Annotated in this window: 15 protein-coding genes and 1 pseudogene; 10 read left to right on the top strand and 6 right to left on the bottom strand. The window is 51.9% G+C overall.

The genetic code is table 11. The features are described 5' to 3' along the window. The first annotated feature begins 5 nt into the window (after window positions 1–5). Window positions 6–179, top strand: a complete 174-nt coding sequence (locus ACZ1HF_RS13810) for a Trm112 family protein (RefSeq protein WP_472659053.1) — start codon at window positions 6–8, stop codon at window positions 177–179. On the opposite strand, the gene ACZ1HF_RS13815 is transcribed toward ACZ1HF_RS13810, so the two are convergent. Next, on the bottom strand, window positions 176–1438 hold the full coding sequence (locus ACZ1HF_RS13815) for a UbiH/UbiF/VisC/COQ6 family ubiquinone biosynthesis hydroxylase (protein ID WP_472658056.1): 1263 nt from the start codon (window positions 1436–1438) through the stop codon (window positions 176–178). The genes ACZ1HF_RS13810 and ACZ1HF_RS13815 overlap by 4 nt on opposite strands. Window positions 1439–1484: 46 nt before the next feature. Here ACZ1HF_RS13815 and ACZ1HF_RS13820 point away from each other — a divergent pair, with 46 nt between their 5' ends. The 4 genes and pseudogenes from ACZ1HF_RS13820 (at window position 1485) to ACZ1HF_RS13835 (ending at window position 7619) form a co-directional block, all read left to right on the top strand. Next, entirely contained in the window at window positions 1485–2897 is a 1413-nt protein-coding gene (locus ACZ1HF_RS13820; RefSeq protein WP_472658057.1) for an amidase, read from the top strand. 55 nt (window positions 2898–2952) lie between these two features. Further along, complete coding sequence (locus tag ACZ1HF_RS13825) at window positions 2953–4134, top strand: aminotransferase class I/II-fold pyridoxal phosphate-dependent enzyme (RefSeq protein ID WP_472658058.1); 1182 nt, start codon at window positions 2953–2955, stop codon at window positions 4132–4134. Window positions 4135–4150: 16 nt separating this feature from the next. Beyond that, window positions 4151–6951: pseudogene (locus tag ACZ1HF_RS13830) on the top strand (DNA translocase FtsK). 68 nt (window positions 6952–7019) lie between these two features. Next, complete coding sequence (locus ACZ1HF_RS13835) at window positions 7020–7619, top strand: LolA family protein (protein WP_472658059.1); 600 nt, start codon at window positions 7020–7022, stop codon at window positions 7617–7619. 17 nt (window positions 7620–7636) lie between these two features. Here the strand turns inward: ACZ1HF_RS13835 and ACZ1HF_RS13840 are convergent, their stop codons facing one another. Further along, window positions 7637–8221, bottom strand: a complete 585-nt coding sequence (locus ACZ1HF_RS13840; protein WP_472658060.1) for a transglycosylase SLT domain-containing protein — start codon at window positions 8219–8221, stop codon at window positions 7637–7639. Window positions 8222–8298: 77 nt separating this feature from the next. Beyond that, window positions 8299–9180 (bottom strand): AEC family transporter, encoded by an 882-nt coding sequence (locus ACZ1HF_RS13845; RefSeq protein WP_472658061.1) that lies wholly within the window; start codon window positions 9178–9180, stop codon window positions 8299–8301. A gap of 85 nt (window positions 9181–9265) precedes the next feature. Here ACZ1HF_RS13845 and hspQ point away from each other — a divergent pair, with 85 nt between their 5' ends. Then, window positions 9266–9595, top strand: coding sequence for a heat shock protein HspQ (gene hspQ, locus ACZ1HF_RS13850; RefSeq protein ID WP_472658062.1), 330 nt, complete (start codon window positions 9266–9268; stop codon window positions 9593–9595). Here the strand turns inward: hspQ and ACZ1HF_RS13855 are convergent. From ACZ1HF_RS13855 to ACZ1HF_RS13865, 3 genes are all read right to left on the bottom strand, one after another. Then, window positions 9592–11172, bottom strand: coding sequence for a gamma-glutamyltransferase family protein (locus ACZ1HF_RS13855; RefSeq protein WP_472658063.1), 1581 nt, complete (start codon window positions 11170–11172; stop codon window positions 9592–9594). The genes hspQ and ACZ1HF_RS13855 overlap by 4 nt on opposite strands. A 248-nt stretch (window positions 11173–11420) precedes the next feature. Then, the gene (locus ACZ1HF_RS13860) at window positions 11421–11849 is read right to left on the bottom strand and encodes an ATP-binding protein (RefSeq protein WP_472658064.1); all 429 of its coding nucleotides are present in this window, start codon (window positions 11847–11849) and stop codon (window positions 11421–11423) included. Window positions 11850–11880: 31 nt separating this feature from the next. Continuing rightward, window positions 11881–12240 (bottom strand): STAS domain-containing protein, encoded by a 360-nt coding sequence (locus ACZ1HF_RS13865; protein WP_472658065.1) that lies wholly within the window; start codon window positions 12238–12240, stop codon window positions 11881–11883. A gap of 93 nt (window positions 12241–12333) precedes the next feature. On the opposite strand from ACZ1HF_RS13865, the gene ACZ1HF_RS13870 reads away from it, so the two are divergent. The 4 genes from ACZ1HF_RS13870 to ACZ1HF_RS13885 all read left to right on the top strand — a co-directional run bounded on the left by ACZ1HF_RS13870 (window position 12334) and on the right by ACZ1HF_RS13885 (window position 17114). Further along, on the top strand, window positions 12334–13506 hold the full coding sequence (locus ACZ1HF_RS13870; RefSeq protein WP_472658066.1) for a thiolase family protein: 1173 nt from the start codon (window positions 12334–12336) through the stop codon (window positions 13504–13506). Next, complete coding sequence (locus ACZ1HF_RS13875) at window positions 13506–13952, top strand: GAF domain-containing protein (protein WP_472658067.1); 447 nt, start codon at window positions 13506–13508, stop codon at window positions 13950–13952. The genes ACZ1HF_RS13870 and ACZ1HF_RS13875 overlap by 1 nt, the downstream gene beginning before the upstream one ends. 71 nt (window positions 13953–14023) lie before the next feature. Continuing rightward, window positions 14024–14596, top strand: a complete 573-nt coding sequence (locus ACZ1HF_RS13880; protein ID WP_472658068.1) for a helix-turn-helix domain-containing protein — start codon at window positions 14024–14026, stop codon at window positions 14594–14596. 67 nt (window positions 14597–14663) lie between these two features. After that, window positions 14664–17114 (top strand): GcvT family protein, encoded by a 2451-nt coding sequence (locus ACZ1HF_RS13885; protein WP_472658069.1) that lies wholly within the window; start codon window positions 14664–14666, stop codon window positions 17112–17114. The last annotated feature ends 29 nt before the right edge of the window (window positions 17115–17143 follow it).

A 17143-nucleotide genomic window follows, 5' to 3' on the forward strand; every position in this document is an offset into this window, starting at 1 on the left:
GTGAGATGAAGTTCGATCGCCGTATGCTGGATGGATTGGTCTGCCCCGTAACGCAGGGCCTTCTAAGTTATAATGCAGAAACGCAAGAGTTGATTTCAAAAGCTGCGCATCTGGCTTTTCCTATCAAAGGCGGCATCCCAATCATGCTGGTCGACGAAGCACGTCAACTTGAAGATTAAAGCGCCCGGCCTTGCAAAAGCCGAGGGACATCTCCGGTCAAACCAGCGGCCTCGCGTATAAAGCCTCTTCGCAGGGCAGGTATCGAATTGATCAAGCCCATTCCAATATCACGGCCCACACGAAGTATGGGGTTATCATTTGAAAACAGATGGTTGAACCCATCCGTTGCCCAGGCAAGTGTGGTGACGTCAAAACGTCGCCACGTTGCGTAACGCTCCAGAATATCTGGCGCACCGATATCTTCGCCACGCCGTTTTGCATCTACAATGACCTCTGCCAAGGCTCCAACATCCCGCAAGCCCTGATTCAGACCCTGGCCGGCAATGGGATGTACGCCATGGGCGGCATCGCCCAGCAACGCCAAGCGATCTGCAATTAGCGCATCCGCAAGTGTCAGGTTCAAAGGGTAAGAAAAACGCGCCCCAGCGACATGTAAGTCACTCAGAAAATCGCCAAACGCAGGTCGTAATGCCTGAATAAACGCATCGTCATTCATTGTAGTCAGCTCTGCTGCTCTTGCGTGGCTTTCAGCCCAGACGATTGAGCTGCGGTTTCCTGTTAGTGGCAAGATCGCCAGCGGCCCAGCGGGCATAAAAAATTGATGGGCTATGCCGTTATGCGGCTTCTCATGCCCAATGGCAGCAACCACGGCAGTTTGGTTATAGTCTTTGAAGCTGCGTTTGATGCCCGCGCGTTGTGCAGTGCTGCTGGTCCTGCCATCGCAGCCAACCAGCAGATGGCTTGTTAAGCTACGCCCACTGTCAAGCGTAACACTTGCGGTTGTTCGGTTCACAGATTGTGCGACAACGGTTTCAGGTGCCAAATGGGTGATTTTGGGATCTTGTTCTATTGATTGCAACAAGGCACGGCGGAGGTGGCGGTCCTCGATCATATAACCCATGGGGCCTTCTTCGATTTCGCGGTGATCGAAATGCATCCAGAAAGGTGACGGCCCTTCGCCAGCCCGACCATCGGTGACTTTGATCTCCAACATCGGTTGCGCATGTTCAGTGATGCCCGGCCATATGCTAAGTGCAGACAGCAAACGCTTTGATGTTAACGCCAAGGCATAGGAACGCCCGTCAAATTCTGCCAGTTGGCGCGTATCATTAGGCAACGTGTCGATGAGTGTGACACTGACCCCACCGCTTGCAAGAGCCAAGGCCAAGATGCAGCCATTCAGGCCGCCGCCCACAATAATGATATCGCTGTCAACTTTCATAAGCTGCAATATGGATAGCTTTGCGGGATTGTCCATGCGATGTCGTGCCGCTACCGTCAGGTTGGATAACAAGGGGGCATAGATGTCTGAACTATGGCTGGGTATGACAGCAAGCGATCTGGGGCGCGGTATTGGCGCGGGCGAGATTGATCCGGTTGCCCTGACCGAAGTGTATCTTGCTGCGGCTAAGGACCATAAGCTGTCCAGCCGCATCTATGCCCGCTTTACAGAAACCCGCGCAATGGCCGAGGCAGAGGCTGCCCGTGATCGCGCTAAGCTGGAGCTGCGCCGCAGTTTGCTGGATGGTGTGCCAATTTCGTGGAAGGATCTGTTTGATACAGCCGGTATTGCAACCGAGGCTGGCAGTGCCCTTTTGAAAGACCGGATACCTGATCGTGACGCGGACGTTTTGGCAAAGGCAACCAAAGCTGGGCTCGTGTGTATCGGCAAGACCCATATGTCGGAACTTGCCTTCTCAGGGCTTGGGTTAAATCCGATTACTGCGACACCGCCCTGTGTAAATGATTTGGATGCAGTGGCCGGGGGCTCTTCCTCCGGGGCTGCAGCCTCGATTGCCTTTAACCTGGCTACAGCCGGAATAGGGTCTGATACAGGGGGTTCAGTGCGTATTCCCGCGGCTTGGAACGACTTGGTCGGTTTGAAAACCACAATTGGGCGTGTGTCAGTAAAAGGTACTGTTCCGCTTTGTCCCAGTTTCGATACGGTCGGACCGCTCTGCCGATCTGTTGAAGATGCAGCGCAGCTGCTTTCCGCGCTGGAAGGCTCTAAAGTGATTGATGTGCGCGGGGCATCGCTTGAAGGTGTACGCCTGATGATACTCAAAACAAGTGCATTTGACGATACTCGTGATGAACCGCGTGCCGGATTTCAAAGTGCCGTTGAGCGCCTGCAATCTGCGGGCGCTATAGTTGAAGCGCACGAGATTCCGGAAGTCGCAGATGCCTTGGCCATGTCAGGTATTCTGTTCGCGCCCGAAGCCTATGGCACCTGGAAAGACACGATTGAAGCCAACCCTCAGCTAATGTTCGCCGAGATTTTGGATCGGTTTCGCACCGGAAGGGATGCAAAGGCCGCTGATTTCGTTATGGCATGGCAAAGGCTGGAAGGTTTCCGTAAGGTTTGGGCAGACAAGACAGCCGGTTTTGATGCTGTGATCCTGCCAACGTCACCTATCCTGCCGCCCAATCGGGAACGTCTTCTTACAGATAGCGAATACTACATTACTGAAAACCTGCTGACTCTACGCAATACAAGAATCGGTAATCTGATGGGGCTTGCGGGCCTGACTTTGCCAACCGGATTACCATCGACTGGGATCATGTTTCTATCGGCCCCATTCAGTGAGGAACGCTTGCTGCGTTTGGGGTCTGCGGCAGAAGCAGTGTTGTCCTGGCCGGCGAAAATGACACAACCGTTTTCAGCGGGTGCAAAAAAACCGCGCAATATGCTGGACCGAACGTCCTCAAATGGGTAATTTAAACAAAACGGGACGTTAATGATCCCGACCTTGAGGCAGTAAAAGTGGTCCAATGACCTTTCCAGAGCGGTTTTCGAACCTGCCCCCTTACGCATTTCCGCGCCTGCGGATGCTTCTCGACGGATTAGATGCCGGCGGGGATCCCGTTGATATGACGATCGGGACGCCCAAACACCCCTTTCCTCATTGGATTATGGATATCATTTCTGAACATTCAGATGGGTTTGGGGGATATCCGCCGAATGATGGCACGCCAGAACTGCGTGGTGCGATTTCTGACTGGATCAAACGTCGTTATGATGTATTGCGCGATGCCGAAACGCAGATATTGCCACTCAATGGCACGCGCGAAGGGCTGTTCAACGCGGCCATCGCGCTTTGCCCGGAACAGCAACGTGGCCAACGCCCGGTTATTCTGACGCCAAATCCATTTTATCAGGTTTATGCGGTTGCAGCACTGGCAGTCGGGGCAGAGCCGGTATACGTACCTGCGACGCGGGAAACGGGCTTTTTGCCAGATTACGGCGCTTTGCCAGCGGATATCCTGAACCGGGTGGCTGTTGCGTATATCTGTTCTCCCTCAAACCCTCAGGGTTCGGTTGCGGACAAGACTTATTGGGCGAGCTTATTTGATCTGGCTGAAAAGTATGATTTCAAGATTTTCGCAGACGAGTGCTATTCCGAGATTTACCGTGAAACGCCACCAATGGGTGCATTGACGGTAGCAGATAACAAGGGTGTCGACCCTGAACGGGTTGCATTATTCAATTCGCTGTCGAAGCGTTCAAACCTTGCAGGTCTTCGGTCTGGCTTTGTTGCAACGGGGGCTGAGTCTATCAAAAGACTTAAAAGCTTGCGCAACTATGCGGGCGCTCCGCTTGCGTTGCCTTTACAGCGTGTTGCAGAAAAAGTCTGGGCGGATGAGACGCATGTGGAAGCCAACCGCGCGCTCTACCGCGAAAAACTGGAATACTCAGACACTCTGTTTTCAGGCCTCGAAGGCTACTTGCCGCCAGAAGCAGGGTTTTTCCTATGGTTGCCTGTTGAAAACGGGGAAGAGGCAACGAAGCGGCTTTGGACCGAAACTGGTGTGAAAGTTCTGCCCGGTTCCTATCTGGGACGTGACTTCGGGGATCAAAACCCCGGCGAGACATATATCCGGGCCGCTTTGGTGGCCCCAATGGCAGAGGTGCAGCCGGGGCTGATTGCACTAAAGAACTGTATTTATAAGTGAGAAGGCGAGGCACATAATGGCGTATCCGGCACGACAACGCGATCCATTACTGGATAGCGATATGCAGGCGGCAATAGAAAAGCGGGGCAAAGAGTTGTTCGGTTTCGGTTTGTTGTTTGTCGGCGTCATGATGATGTTGCTGTTGGTTTCTTACGTTCCGGAAGACCCAAGCTGGCTGTCTGCCACTGATGAGCCAGCGCGCAACTGGCTTGGTCGCTTTGGTGCGTCCCTTGCGAGCCCGCTGTTTGTTATTGTCGGCTTTGGCGCTTGGGCAATTCCGCTGGTTGCGATCACATGGGGCCTGCGTTTTGCGCTGCACCGAGGGGAAGATCGGGCCGTGAACCGGTTGATCTTTGCCCCGTTGGCGATTGCGTTGGCATCTGTTTACGCCTCGACTCACGTGCCTGTATCGGAATGGACCCACTCCTTCGGGTTGGGGGGCTGTTTGGCGATACCGTTTTGGGGGCGATCCTTGGTGTCGTACCGATCAGCGCAACCTTCGGGTTAAAAGTTCTGTCGCTGGTCGTTTTTGCAGGCCTAATTGTTTTATCTTTGTTTGTTCTGGGCTTTGACAAGCGGGAGCTACAGAAGCTTTTGCGGTTCATGCTGATTGGTTTGGTTATGAGCTATGTCAGTATTCGTAGGGTGTTTGGGACTGCCGGCAAAGGCGCTGTGATTGCAGCGCGGGCGGTAAGTGACAAACGGGCTGAGCGGCGAGAAGCCCGTTTGTCCGCGGAGCAGGATTATGAGGACGATCAACCCGTACCGGGTCCAAGTTTGCGCCGTACACCAGTGGTTGTTCCGCCATCACATGCGCAGCCAGTACCAGCAGCACCTAAACCAATTCTAGAGTCTGAACCGCCTAAACAGGGGCTTTTTTCGATTGTACCCAATCTGGTCAAACGCGTGGTTGAGCCTGAAAATGTTATGATTGAAGACCCTGTCCATGTCGTGCCTCATGAACCACAAGGGTCTGAAGACAGGATCAAGTCGAAGATTGCAGATGTCATCAAAAACCGTATGCGCCGCACAACACCATTGGATATTAATGCAGTCGATGACCGTGTCGAGCCAAGCCTGACAGCCGCAGAAGGTCGCGTAGAACCGGTTTTACATCGGGAAACACCTCATTTGGAAGACGGCGTGGATGATCTGTATGATCCAGAGCCGATGCCAGTTTTAAACAGAACCCCAGCGACGCCAGAGCCTAAGGCTGTTGTTCAACAGCCGGTGCGTAAAGCTGTTGCTCCATCGCGCCAAGCGCAGGCTGAAGCGCAGCCAACGCTCAAGTTCGAAGAAAGCGGACCGGCTTTTGAGTTACCCCCGCTGAACCTTCTGATGAACCCATCAACGGTTGAACGGCATCACCTGTCGAACGAAGCCTTGGAAGAAAACGCGCGGATGCTTGAGGCTGTTTTGGATGATTATGGCGTGAAGGGCGAGATCGTGTCGGTTCGTCCTGGCCCAGTCGTCACGATGTATGAGCTTGAACCCGCGCCGGGTCTGAAGGCAAGCCGTGTCATTGGGTTGTCTGATGATATTGCGCGATCCATGTCTGCCCTGTCTGCACGGGTATCTACAGTGCCAGGTCGGTCTGTTATCGGAATTGAACTGCCAAACGAAAAGCGTGAAATGGTCGTTCTGCGTGAAATCCTGTCTGCGCGAGATTTCGGCGATGGTAATCAAAAACTCCCCCTTGCTTTGGGTAAGGATATTGGCGGCGAAGCAATCGTTGCGAACCTTGCCAAGATGCCTCACCTTCTGATTGCCGGGACCACGGGGTCAGGTAAATCTGTGGCGATCAATACAATGATCCTGTCGCTTCTCTACAAGCTGACACCTGAGGAATGTCGCCTGATCATGATCGATCCGAAAATGCTGGAACTTAGTGTTTATGATGGCATCCCGCACCTGCTGTCACCTGTTGTTACAGACCCTAAAAAGGCTGTTGTGGCCTTGAAATGGGTTGTTGGCGAGATGGAGGAGCGTTACCGCAAGATGTCCAAAATGGGCGTGCGCAACATTGATGGTTATAATGGGCGTGTAGCGGATGCGTTATCGCGCAATGAGATGTTCAGCCGTACCGTTCAAACCGGCTTTGATGATGAGACCGGCGAGCCAATTTTTGAGACAGAAGAGTTCCAACCTGAAAAGATGCCCTATATCGTTGTGATCGTGGACGAGATGGCCGACCTGATGATGGTCGCGGGCAAAGAGATCGAGGCTTGCATTCAACGCCTTGCGCAGATGGCGCGGGCGTCTGGTATCCACCTGATCATGGCCACGCAGCGCCCTTCGGTTGATGTTATTACCGGTACGATCAAGGCCAACTTCCCGACGCGGATCAGTTTTCAGGTTACATCCAAGATCGACTCACGGACTATTCTGGGCGAACAGGGTGCTGAGCAACTGCTTGGTATGGGCGACATGCTTTACATGGCTGGTGGATCTAAAATCACCCGCGTCCATGGCCCGTTTGTGTCAGATGAGGAGGTTGAAGAAATTGTCAATCACCTGAAATCCTTCGGTCCCCCTGCCTATATGTCCGGCGTTGTCGATGGGCCAAGCGAAGAAAAATCCAGCGATATTGATCTTGTTCTGGGTCTTGGCGGAAATACGGATGGCGAAGATGCATTATATGACACGGCTGTGCAGGTTGTGTTGCAGGATCGGAAATGCTCGACCTCATATATTCAGCGCAAACTTGCTATCGGCTATAATAAAGCCGCCCGTTTGGTTGAGCAGATGGAGGATGAAGGCCTCGTTTCACCTGCTAACCATGTTGGAAAACGCGAAATTCTGGTGCCTGAGCAGTAATAAGCCATGTTTCAACTTCGTGATCGGTTGTGGGTTTATTCTGCAGATGTAAGGCTTATTTGTTAATCATGATAAGAAACCTGATCCTCGTGCCCCTTCTGTCGCTTGCTTTGGCGGTGCCAGCGTGGGCGGAAAAGATACCATTGGGCCAGTTGTCCCAATATCTGAATGAATTGCAGTCGGCCTCTGCGGACTTCACACAAGTGAACAGCGATGGTTCCGTCACGAAAGGTAAAATCTATATAAAACGGCCGGGTCGTGCTCGGTTTGAGTATGCACCGCCTGACAAGAGCCTTGTGATCGCAGGGGGTGGGCAGGTTGCGATATTCGACCCGCGCTCAAATGTTCGACCTGAGCAATTTCCACTGAAGCGGACGCCGCTTAATCTGATTTTGGCTCGGAATGTGAATCTGAACCGGTCGAACATGGTTGTGGGGCATAGCGATGATGGCACTGCAACTGTTGTGAAGGCCCAAGACCCTGAGCATCCGGAATATGGCAGTATAGAGTTGAAATTCACCGGTAATCCAGTTCAGTTGCGCCAGTGGGTGATCACGAATGAGACGGGTGATCAGACGACAGTGATATTGGGTGAGTTGAAGCGCAATGTTCAGATCGGAGCACGGCCTTTCAATATACCCCAGGAAATGGCGGCTCGGGGTTTCTAATTAACCCCGCCGCCTATTTACACTTTCCCGCAGCCGATCAGCTGGTTTTGATAGAGCACTGCTCGGGTCTCAACGTCATTTGAGACCCGCAGCAACCACGCTTTGTTATTGTAGCTTGCGCGGGCAAACCCGGTCCGGCCTTCGTGATACGCCAAGTATTGATTGCGTGCGTCAGCTTTGGAAATCCCCAGCCGTTCAGAGCTGCCATCCATATACCAACCGATGAAATCAACCGCATCGCGGAAGTTGTCACGCTTGGCTCTGCGCCCGCCTTCATCATTCTGGTATTCTTTCCAAGTCGCGTCCAAGGCCTGACTATAACCGAATGCCGATGATTGCCGGCCCATTGGGATCACACCCAAAGTATACCGTAGCGGGGTTCGCGCATCGCCCACGAATTTACTTTCATGGTATATCGTGGCCATCTGTACTGGAACTGGAATGCCCCATTTACGCTCAGTCCGCTTCATATCTTTTAGCCAGTTAGGATTTTGGCTTACGATTGAACATGCGTTATCCAGATTTCGCGGGGGCGCGTTGCCTGATGAACCACATGCCGCTAAAAGAAGCAAAAACGCCATAAGGCGAATATTTTTTTTCATTATACCTGCTCGGCCTTTTTGGCTTTTCTCAATCATACGACAAAATTTATGTCAGGAAAACAGATATGAGCCCTGTCTCAGATCAAAAATGCCAGTGTTAGCGGGATAAAGCCTACCGAAAGCAAGGTTGAGACGATGACAAGGCCCGCCACAGCACCAGAGTCAGCCTCATATTTTGCGGCCAGAAGGTAAGATGTGACAGCCACCGGGGTCGATACCTGAAGAATCAGAACGGCAAACGGGATCGGATCAAGCGAAAACCAATGCCCAGCGCCCCACGCGGCACCGATACAAAGCGCAGCTTTCAGGATACATAGCCAGATTGCACGCGATACATTCTGTGGTTTCAGGCGAGCTAAGGCGACACCTAACGTAATAAGCATCATCGGGATCGCCATCTGGCCTGTCAGTTCAAGTGTGTTGGTCAGGAAGCGTGGAGTTTGCCAGCCTTGCCAAAGAAACAGGGCGCCCAAAAGCGTTGCGGCAACAAGGGGCTCCTTTATCACCTTTATCACGGACCCGCCGCCGGATACCAACCAGACCCCAAAGGTGAAGGAGTAGATTGCCATAATCGCAAAAATGACGACCGCGTAGCTTAACCCCGCATCTCCGAAGGCAAATAAAGCCAAAGGAAGCCCGAGATTGCCTGTATTTCCAAAGATCAGTGGTGCAAGAAAAGTGCGCGCTTCAAGGCGTGCTGCGCGTACCATGATGAAGCACCCTATTGTAACCAGAGCATAAGCTGTGATTGCGGCCAGAGATACGGTCGTTAAGGCGTCTGGCTCAATATCGGTTTTCATCAATGCAACGAAAATCAGACACGGTACTGAAAGTGTCATCGCCAGACGGGTCACAAACTCTATCCGGTAGTCGAAGCCAAGCTTGACCCAGATAAACCCAACAGACGCCAGCAAGAAGACAGGGGCGACTATTTCAAGAACTGTAAGAGTCAAGTTCACAAACTGTTTCCTAGAAAATCGTCTCTATTTTATGGACATTAGACCCTGATCGGGTCTATCTACAGAATCCAGGGGTTGCAATGATATGCTGAAAACTCAAGCTAAATATATGCTGGGCCAGATCGTGCGCCATAAGAAGCACCCTTTCAGAGGGGTTATTTTTGACGTGGATCCGGAGTTTTCAAATACCGAAGAGTGGTATGATAACATCCCTGCTGAAAGTCGTCCGCGTAAGGATCAACCATTCTACCACCTTTTGGCCGAGAATGACGAAAGCTACTATGTCGCCTATGTGTCCGAGCAGAACCTGACGCCAGACAGATCGGGTGAACCGGTGGATCACCCGGATCTGAGCGCTATGTTTGGCGACTATGACGGTTTGGGAAAATACCCCCTGCAGTTCAACTTCAATTAATACCCCAACGCGCAACCGTCTTTCCTAGGGTCAGATGCGCCTTGTAAAATGCCGTTTTCGTAGTCAATCAGGATCGCTTGTGCACCGCCTATAGGAATGTCGGGTACTGAGACCGCATGACCCATATCAGACAGTTCCTGCCGGACCGAAGCTGAATATCCGCGCTCCACTTTCATATCGCCTGCATCGGAGAAACTGCGCGGTGCATCAATCGCAGCCTGGGGGTGCAGGCCGAAGTCGACAATATTGCTGACAAATCTCGCGTGCCCATTGGGTTGATAGGCCCCACCCATCACACCAAACGGCATGATAACTTTCCCGTTTTTCTTCAACATACCTGGAATGATCGTATGCATAGGGCGTTTGCCACCAGCTGCTTCGTTTGCATGACCTTCCTCAAGGCAGAAGCCTGCGCCACGATTTTGGAAAAGAATTCCGAACTTGTCTGACGCAAGACCAGACCCAAAACTGTGAAAAATCGAGTAGATTAACGATACCGCCATCAGATCTTTATCAACTACAGTCAGATAGATGGTTTCCTTGTGGACGCTTTCTGACAGCTTGGTCGGATCGGTGGATGCTTTTTTAGTGTTGATCAATGCGGCCAGCTTATCCGCAGTTTCCAGTGCCAGCATGTGATCCAGTCGGGACATATGGTCATGATCAGATAGAAACCTGTTACGGGTGTCATAAGCGAGTTTCGAGGCTTCTGCTTCGATATGAGCGCGTTGGGTGCCTATCGGGTCCATATTCGCGATATCAAAATTCGCAAGAATATTGTTCATCAGGATTGCAGTCGCCCCTTGACCATTTGGCGGGTGCTCGACCAGTTCCATTTCCTTGTATGTGCCAGAAATAGGGTCTGTATAGTCACAGGAAGTGGCGGCAAAGTCTTCCAGATTGTGCGTTCCGCCAAGAGCCTGAAGTGACGCAACCATATCTTCGGCAACTTCACCTTCGTAAAACCCCTTGCGACCGTCCTGAGCGATCCGACGTAACACATCTGCTTGGGCTGGTGCGCGGAAAATCTGACCGGGGGCTGGTGCTTTGCCGTTGAATAGATAGTATTTTGCCGCGGCACCCTTTGGGGCTGCCTCTGCTTCTTTCCAGTCGAAAGCAGTTCGTGCAGCAACGGGAACGCCTGCCTCGGCATAGTAAATTGCAGGGGCTAATGCCGCTTTTAAGCCCAGTTTACCCCAGTCTTTTGACAGTCGGCAAAAAGCGTCAATCGCACCGGGGATCGTGACTGCATCGGGCGTATCTATAGGCATTTTTGCAAGGCCAGAATCCCGCAATTTGTGAGCAGACAGACCGGCCGGGGCGCGACCTGAGCCGTTTAGGGCCACAATTCTATCTTCACCAGCAGGCTTCAGTAATACAAAACAATCCCCACCAATTCCTGTCATTTGCGGCTCGCAAATGCCCAACAACACAGCAGCGGAAATGGCGGCATCAACAGCATTACCGCCTGCTTCCAACATCTGAACTGCAACCTTGGCGGCAAGAGGATGAGACGTTGCACACATTCCATTCGTTGCAAAAACGGATGAGCGGCCCGGTTGATGAAAATCGCGCATATTTGGCTGACCTTAGCTAACTATTCAAAAAGTCAGCATAGGCTTGATAATGGTATTGTCTATGGGAGAGATAGTCCTCGACACCACGCATCTGGGTGGGGGCTGATAAACGCGGTGCCGAGGGAAGCTGTGTAGCTCTGTAGACACTTTTACGATTCAATCTGGCGCTGATTGGGATTCTTTGTGAAGATTTTAAGGCAGGGTTCTGGAAACACTCTAGCGTCATTGTTTCCGCTGTAAGCTAATGATTAAGCTAGAGATTTAATTTGGAACTTTAATATGTTCGTTTGACCGGATCGTTCATAAATCACGAATTCAGTCAATTCTCGGATTAAAAGCCAGCCGAATCCCCCCTCGGGCAAGTATTCAATTGGCACAGATATATCGGGTATAACGGGGTCAGGAACTTTCAGTTCAGGCATTGGATGCCCTTGGTCCTGAACCAAAACCTCAAGGCAATAATTTCTTAGATTTGTCTGTACGCTAATTGGGCCTGATTTTTCGGTGCCGTACCCGTGCTCTGCAATATTTGTCAGCACTTCAGCCAATACCAACTCGGTGTTGCCAAGTGTTTCCAAAGTGCCGGGCCATGACTTTTCCAATGTCGCAACAATCTTACAGACCAGAGTGCGAACAGTCATGGGATCAGCCGTTTCAACTTGGAAGTTATTTTGCACCTGCTCTCCTTCGAAACGGCGCTGTTGATATTTAAGCTGCGTCGGAGCTGTTTTCTGTGTCTGATGTCGTAGAAAATGCAATTTCAAGATCAGCATGGATCACAAAAACCGTATTCATACGCGTCAACGTCATAACTTTGTCCACCGCAGGTGTAAGATTTGCCAATTCCAGCTTACGTCCTTTAAGCATTTTCATAACGGCAACAATTGCGCCCAAGCCGCTACTGTCCATAAATGATACTTGGCTTAGGTCCATTATGACGCGACCATCTGCTTGCGCGATAATATCTCGAAACTGATCCTTAAATTGGATTGCGCTGGCGGCATCAATTCGATCAGCATCTACCTTCACCACTTTGGCGTCTTGCCTATCTTGGAAACCGAGCTTCATGTAGCTTCTCCTATCTACGTGTATCGTCAGGCCTAGACGGCAAAGGTTACTATTCGGTATGCAATGGTAAGGTCATATTGGAGCAAATACTGGATGAAACATGTTGTCATAGTAGGTGCCAGCCGGACACCAATGGGCGGCTTCCAAGGTGCTTTTAGCGCTTTGAGTGCGGCAGAACTGGGGGCGACCGCGATTAAAGGCGCGCTGACGCAAGCAAAGCTGACAACCGTGGATGAGTTGCTGATGGGTTGTGTATTGCCGGCAGGCCAAGGCCAAGCGCCCGCACGTCAAGCGGGGTTTGCCGCAGGCTTGTCTGACGATGTCCCGGCAACCACGCTTAACAAGATGTGCGGATCAGGTATGAAAGCCGCAATGATGGCATTTGATCAGATCGCTTTGGGTCACGCGGACACCATGGTCGCAGGCGGCATGGAGAGCATGACCAATGCCCCTTATCTCTTACCTAAAATGCGGGGCGGTGCGCGGATCGGGCACCAGAGCGTTCAGGATTCGATGTTTCTTGATGGGCTTGAAGATGCTTATGACAAGGGCCGTCTCATGGGTACATTTGCCGAGGATTGCGCCGAGAAATTCCAGTTCACTCGTGTTGCGCAGGATGATTATGCTCTGTGCTCGTTGTCTAACGCTATTGCAGCACAGAAATCAGGTGCTTTCGATGGGGAAATCACAACTGTTACTGTGGCCAACCGGAAAGGCGAAATCCTGATCAGTGAAGATGAGCAACCCGGCAAGGCGATGCCCGAGAAGATACCAAATCTGAAGCCCGCATTCCGCGATGGCGGAACAGTTACGGCGGCAAATTCGAGCTCGATTTCGGATGGCGCAGCGGCTTTGGTTTTGTCTTCCGAGGATGCCGCCAAAGCGCAAAGTATTCCTGTTCGCGCTCGCATTCTTGGTTATGCAAGCCACGCTCAGGCACCGGGGTGGTTTACTACCGCCCCTGTTCCGGCGGCGCAAAAGCTTCTGAAATCTTTGGGTTGGGATGTCGAAGACGTGGACCTTTGGGAAGTCAACGAGGCCTTTGCCGTGGTCCCAATGGCTTTCATGCAGGAAATGAACATCCCGCGCACCAAAATGAACGTGAATGGCGGAGCATGCGCCCTGGGACACCCCATCGGGGCATCTGGTGCGCGGATCATGGTCACGCTTCTGAATGCGCTTGAAAAACGTGATCTCAAACGCGGTATCGCGGCGATTTGTATTGGTGGCGGCGAAGGCACGGCTATTGCAATTGAGCGGCCTTGATGGCTGACTATGACGCCCTTGCCAAGACGATTGCATCACTGACCGAGGGCGAGGATGATCCTGTTGCACTTATGGCTACGATAGCCTGCGAGGTGCATCATGCTGATGATTGTTTCAACTGGACGGGGTTTTATCGTGTTGTCGCCCCAGAGCTGCTAAAAATCGGCCCCTATCAGGGCGGTCATGGCTGTCTGGTGATCCCGTTTTCCCGCGGTGTCTGTGGCGCTGCTGCGCGAACCGGGGAAGCCCAGATAGTTGCCGATGTTAATGCGTTTCCGGATCATATCGCCTGCGCAAGCTCTACCCAATCGGAACTGGTATTACCTGTGTGGGATTCAAGCGGCGTGCTGATAGCTGTGTTTGATATCGACAGTGATATGTCAGGTGCTTTTGACCGGGAAGATGCCAACGCACTTCAACAGATACTGAACTGTAGTTTTTCTTGATTTAGTTTGATTTTCGGCCTAAATGAAAAAAAGGTGATTTTTTTCATTTCCTAAATTGTAAGATGTATACAATGCTAGAACGCCCAATCCATAATGTCCCAAGTCTCGGATCTGATCTTCGGGCACTACGCAAGACCCGTGGTCTGACGTTGATGCAACTTGCCGACAAGCTTGGCCGTTCTGTTGGCTGGCTCTCTCAGGTTGAGCGGGATCTGTCTGAGCCTTCAATCACCGACCTGCGGCATATGGCAAATGCACTCGATGTTTCAGTTTCGAGCCTTTTCCGTCAAAATTCTGTCCCAGCGGAGGAATTGGGCCATATCGTTCGTGCGACAGCGCGCCGCCCTATCGGGTCGCGCGAGGCAGGGCTGGTCGAAGAGCTGCTCTCGCCTGATCTGACCGATGATTTTGAAGTTGTTCACTCCACATTTGAGCCGGGCGCGCAGATTACCGACGTGGTACAGCGCCCCACTCAGGAAGTCGGATACATTATTTCTGGAAAGTTGGACCTGTGGATAGACGATACACTTCATCATCTGGATGCTGGCGATAGTTTTCGTATTAAAGGTCAGCCGTTTCGCTGGAGTAACCCCTATGATGTTATAGCCGTTATCATCTGGGTCATCGCACCGCCGGTTTATTGATGGGCGTCTCAACAATCGTAACAGGCTGTGGCATGCGGTGGATTAGAGATACACTAGAGGCAAAGCAATGAACCAATTCCCTACCACAGCCCGCGTTGCCATCATTGGCGGAGGTGTCGTTGGTGTCTCGACGCTCTATCATTTGGCCAAGGAAGGTTGGACAGATTGTGTATTGCTCGAAAAGAATGAGCTGACCGCGGGTTCTACGTGGCATGCTGCAGGGAACTGCCCGAATTTTGCGCCGAACTGGGCCGTGATGAACATGCAGCGATATTCGCTTGAGATGTATCGTACACTGGCAAGTGACGTTGATTACCCAATGAACTATCACGTCACTGGCGCGCTGCGTCTGGCTCATACCAAAGAACGGATGCAGGAATTCGAACAGGTTGCCTCGCAAGCCCGCTACCAAGGCTTGCAAATGGACATCTGCACGCCGGATGAATTGAAAACGTATAACCCGTTCATGGAAACCCACGACCTTGCAGGGGGGCTTTGGGATCCCCTTGACGGTGATATCGACCCCGCTCAGTTGACGCAGGCCTTGGCTAAAGGGGCACGTGATCTGGGCGCGCGTATCGAACGCTTTTGCCCAGCTACCGGGATTTCCCGCGAAGGTTCAGAGTGGATTGTCCACACGAGCAAAGGTGACATCCGTTGCGAAAAAGTGGTGAACGCGGCTGGTTATTATGCCCAGCGTGTCGGTGAATGGTTTAAGCCTTTTGGGGGACGCACTGTCCCGATGGTTGTTATGTCCCACCAGTATTTCTTGACAGAGGAAATCCCAGAACTTGCCGCATGGACGAAAGAACAGGGTCATAAAATGCCTATGATCCGTGATGTGGATAGCAGTTACTATTTGCGGCAAGACAAGAACGGCCTGAACCTTGGACCATATGAACGGAATTGCCGGGCGCATTGGATAACGCAAGACGATCCAATGCCAGAGGATTTCAGCTTCCAGCTTTACCCCGATGATCTTGAGCGGCTGGAATGGTATATTGAGGACGCTATGGAGCGTGTTCCTGCTTTAGGGACTGCCGGAGTAGGGCGTAATATCAACGGCCCTATACCCTATGCTCCAGATGGATTGCCGATGATTGGCCCTATGCCTGGTGTGGCAAATGCCTTTGAAGCTCATTCTTTCACCTTTGGGATCGTACAAGGCGGGGGCGCTGGTAAGGTCATGTCAGAATGGTTGATTCATGGCGAGACAGAGAGGGATATGTGGGCCGTCGATCCTCGTCGATATACGGACTATGCTGACCATGACTATTGCCGTTCCAAAGCATTGGAAACCTATGGTCACGAATACGCAATGCATTTTCCTCATCATGAATGGTCTGCCGGACGTAACAAAAAGCTATCACCAAACCATCAAAGCCTACTGGATGCGGGCGCGCAGATGGGGGCTTATAATGGCTGGGAGCGCGCGAATTGGTTTTCCATGCCGGGTGACGATACGTCTGAGCAAAGCACCCAAACCTGGACCCGAAACGGCCCTTGGGCGGCGCGCGTGCGTGAGGAGGTCGAGGCGGTGCGCGATGGTGTTGGTGTGCTCGATATGCCCGGTTTCTCGCGCTATGCTCTTACGGGTGCGATGGCTGCGGACTGGTTGCGTGGCCAAATCACTGGCGCACTTCCGAAAGTCGGTCGGATAAATCTGGGCTATTTCACTGATAGTCGCGGGCGGATAATCACCGAGGTGACAATCATTCGATGGGGCGAGAATGATTTCTGGCTCATGACAGCTGCCGTCGCACAATGGCATGACTTTGAATTTCTGGTAGGCCGTTTGCCTGACGATGGCTCTGTGAAAATGACCGATATTACAAAGGATTGGTCGACGCATCTGGTGACAGGACCAGCATCGCGTGATCTGTTTGCCGGGATAAGTGATGTTGATTTGAATGCCGGGTGGTTAACCATTCAGGACGCTACTGTAGCGGGAAAACCTGCAAAGCTATTCCGTATCTCCTTCGCAGGTGAGCTGGGTTGGGAAGTACACACTTCGTTTGAAGATAGCGCACTAGTCTATGAGGCAATTCGTGCTGCCGGGGCTATACCCTTTGGCATGTATGCGTTGAATTCTATGCGGATCGAGAAAGGCTACCGAGCCTGGAAAGGCGATCTTTCAACTGATTATACACTTCTTGAAAGTGGGCTAGATCGTTTTTTGCGCCTCGACAAACCGCAGGATTTTCCTGGCAAAAAGGCACTGAAAAATGAATATCAGCAAGGCCGTAAAAAAGGCTTCGTGACGCTCGTACTGGATGATTGCGGTTATGATGCGCCATATATGTCAACCGTTTGGAAGGGTGAAGAGGTGGTTGGAGAGACGACCTCCGGTGATTGGGGCTACCGTGTTAACAAGTCGATTGCGCTTGGTATGGTCAAGGTAGAGTTTGCTGAGCCCGGTGCCGAACTTGAGGTCGAAATTTACGGCCGGAGGGTCAAAGCGGTTGTCCAGAAAGATATGCCGCTGTGGGATCCTGAAAACGATCGTATCCGCGCATGACATCTCAACCAGTCTTACTACTTCCAGAT

The organism is Litoreibacter sp. GN1-5, from assembly GCF_055693805.1.

Bases quoted from the DNA above. Each gene is read 5' to 3' on its own strand.
- ACZ1HF_RS13810 (WP_472659053.1), top strand. From the start codon at position 6: ATGAAGTTCGATCGCCGTATGCTGGATGGATTGGTCTGCCCCGTAACG.
- ACZ1HF_RS13815 (WP_472658056.1), bottom strand. From the start codon at position 1,438: ATGGACAATCCCGCAAAGCTATCCATATTGCAGCTTATGAAAGTTGAC.
- ACZ1HF_RS13820 (WP_472658057.1), top strand. From the start codon at position 1,485: ATGTCTGAACTATGGCTGGGTATGACAGCAAGCGATCTGGGGCGCGGT.
- ACZ1HF_RS13825 (WP_472658058.1), top strand. From the start codon at position 2,953: ATGACCTTTCCAGAGCGGTTTTCGAACCTGCCCCCTTACGCATTTCCG.
- ACZ1HF_RS13835 (WP_472658059.1), top strand. From the start codon at position 7,020: ATGATAAGAAACCTGATCCTCGTGCCCCTTCTGTCGCTTGCTTTGGCG.
- ACZ1HF_RS13840 (WP_472658060.1), bottom strand. From the start codon at position 8,221: ATGAAAAAAAATATTCGCCTTATGGCGTTTTTGCTTCTTTTAGCGGCA.
- hspQ (WP_472658062.1), top strand. From the start codon at position 9,266: ATGCTGAAAACTCAAGCTAAATATATGCTGGGCCAGATCGTGCGCCAT.
- ACZ1HF_RS13855 (WP_472658063.1), bottom strand. From the start codon at position 11,172: ATGCGCGATTTTCATCAACCGGGCCGCTCATCCGTTTTTGCAACGAAT.
- ACZ1HF_RS13865 (WP_472658065.1), bottom strand. From the start codon at position 12,240: ATGAAGCTCGGTTTCCAAGATAGGCAAGACGCCAAAGTGGTGAAGGTA.
- ACZ1HF_RS13870 (WP_472658066.1), top strand. From the start codon at position 12,334: ATGAAACATGTTGTCATAGTAGGTGCCAGCCGGACACCAATGGGCGGC.
- ACZ1HF_RS13875 (WP_472658067.1), top strand. From the start codon at position 13,506: ATGGCTGACTATGACGCCCTTGCCAAGACGATTGCATCACTGACCGAG.
- ACZ1HF_RS13880 (WP_472658068.1), top strand. From the start codon at position 14,024: ATGCTAGAACGCCCAATCCATAATGTCCCAAGTCTCGGATCTGATCTT.
- ACZ1HF_RS13885 (WP_472658069.1), top strand. From the start codon at position 14,664: ATGAACCAATTCCCTACCACAGCCCGCGTTGCCATCATTGGCGGAGGT.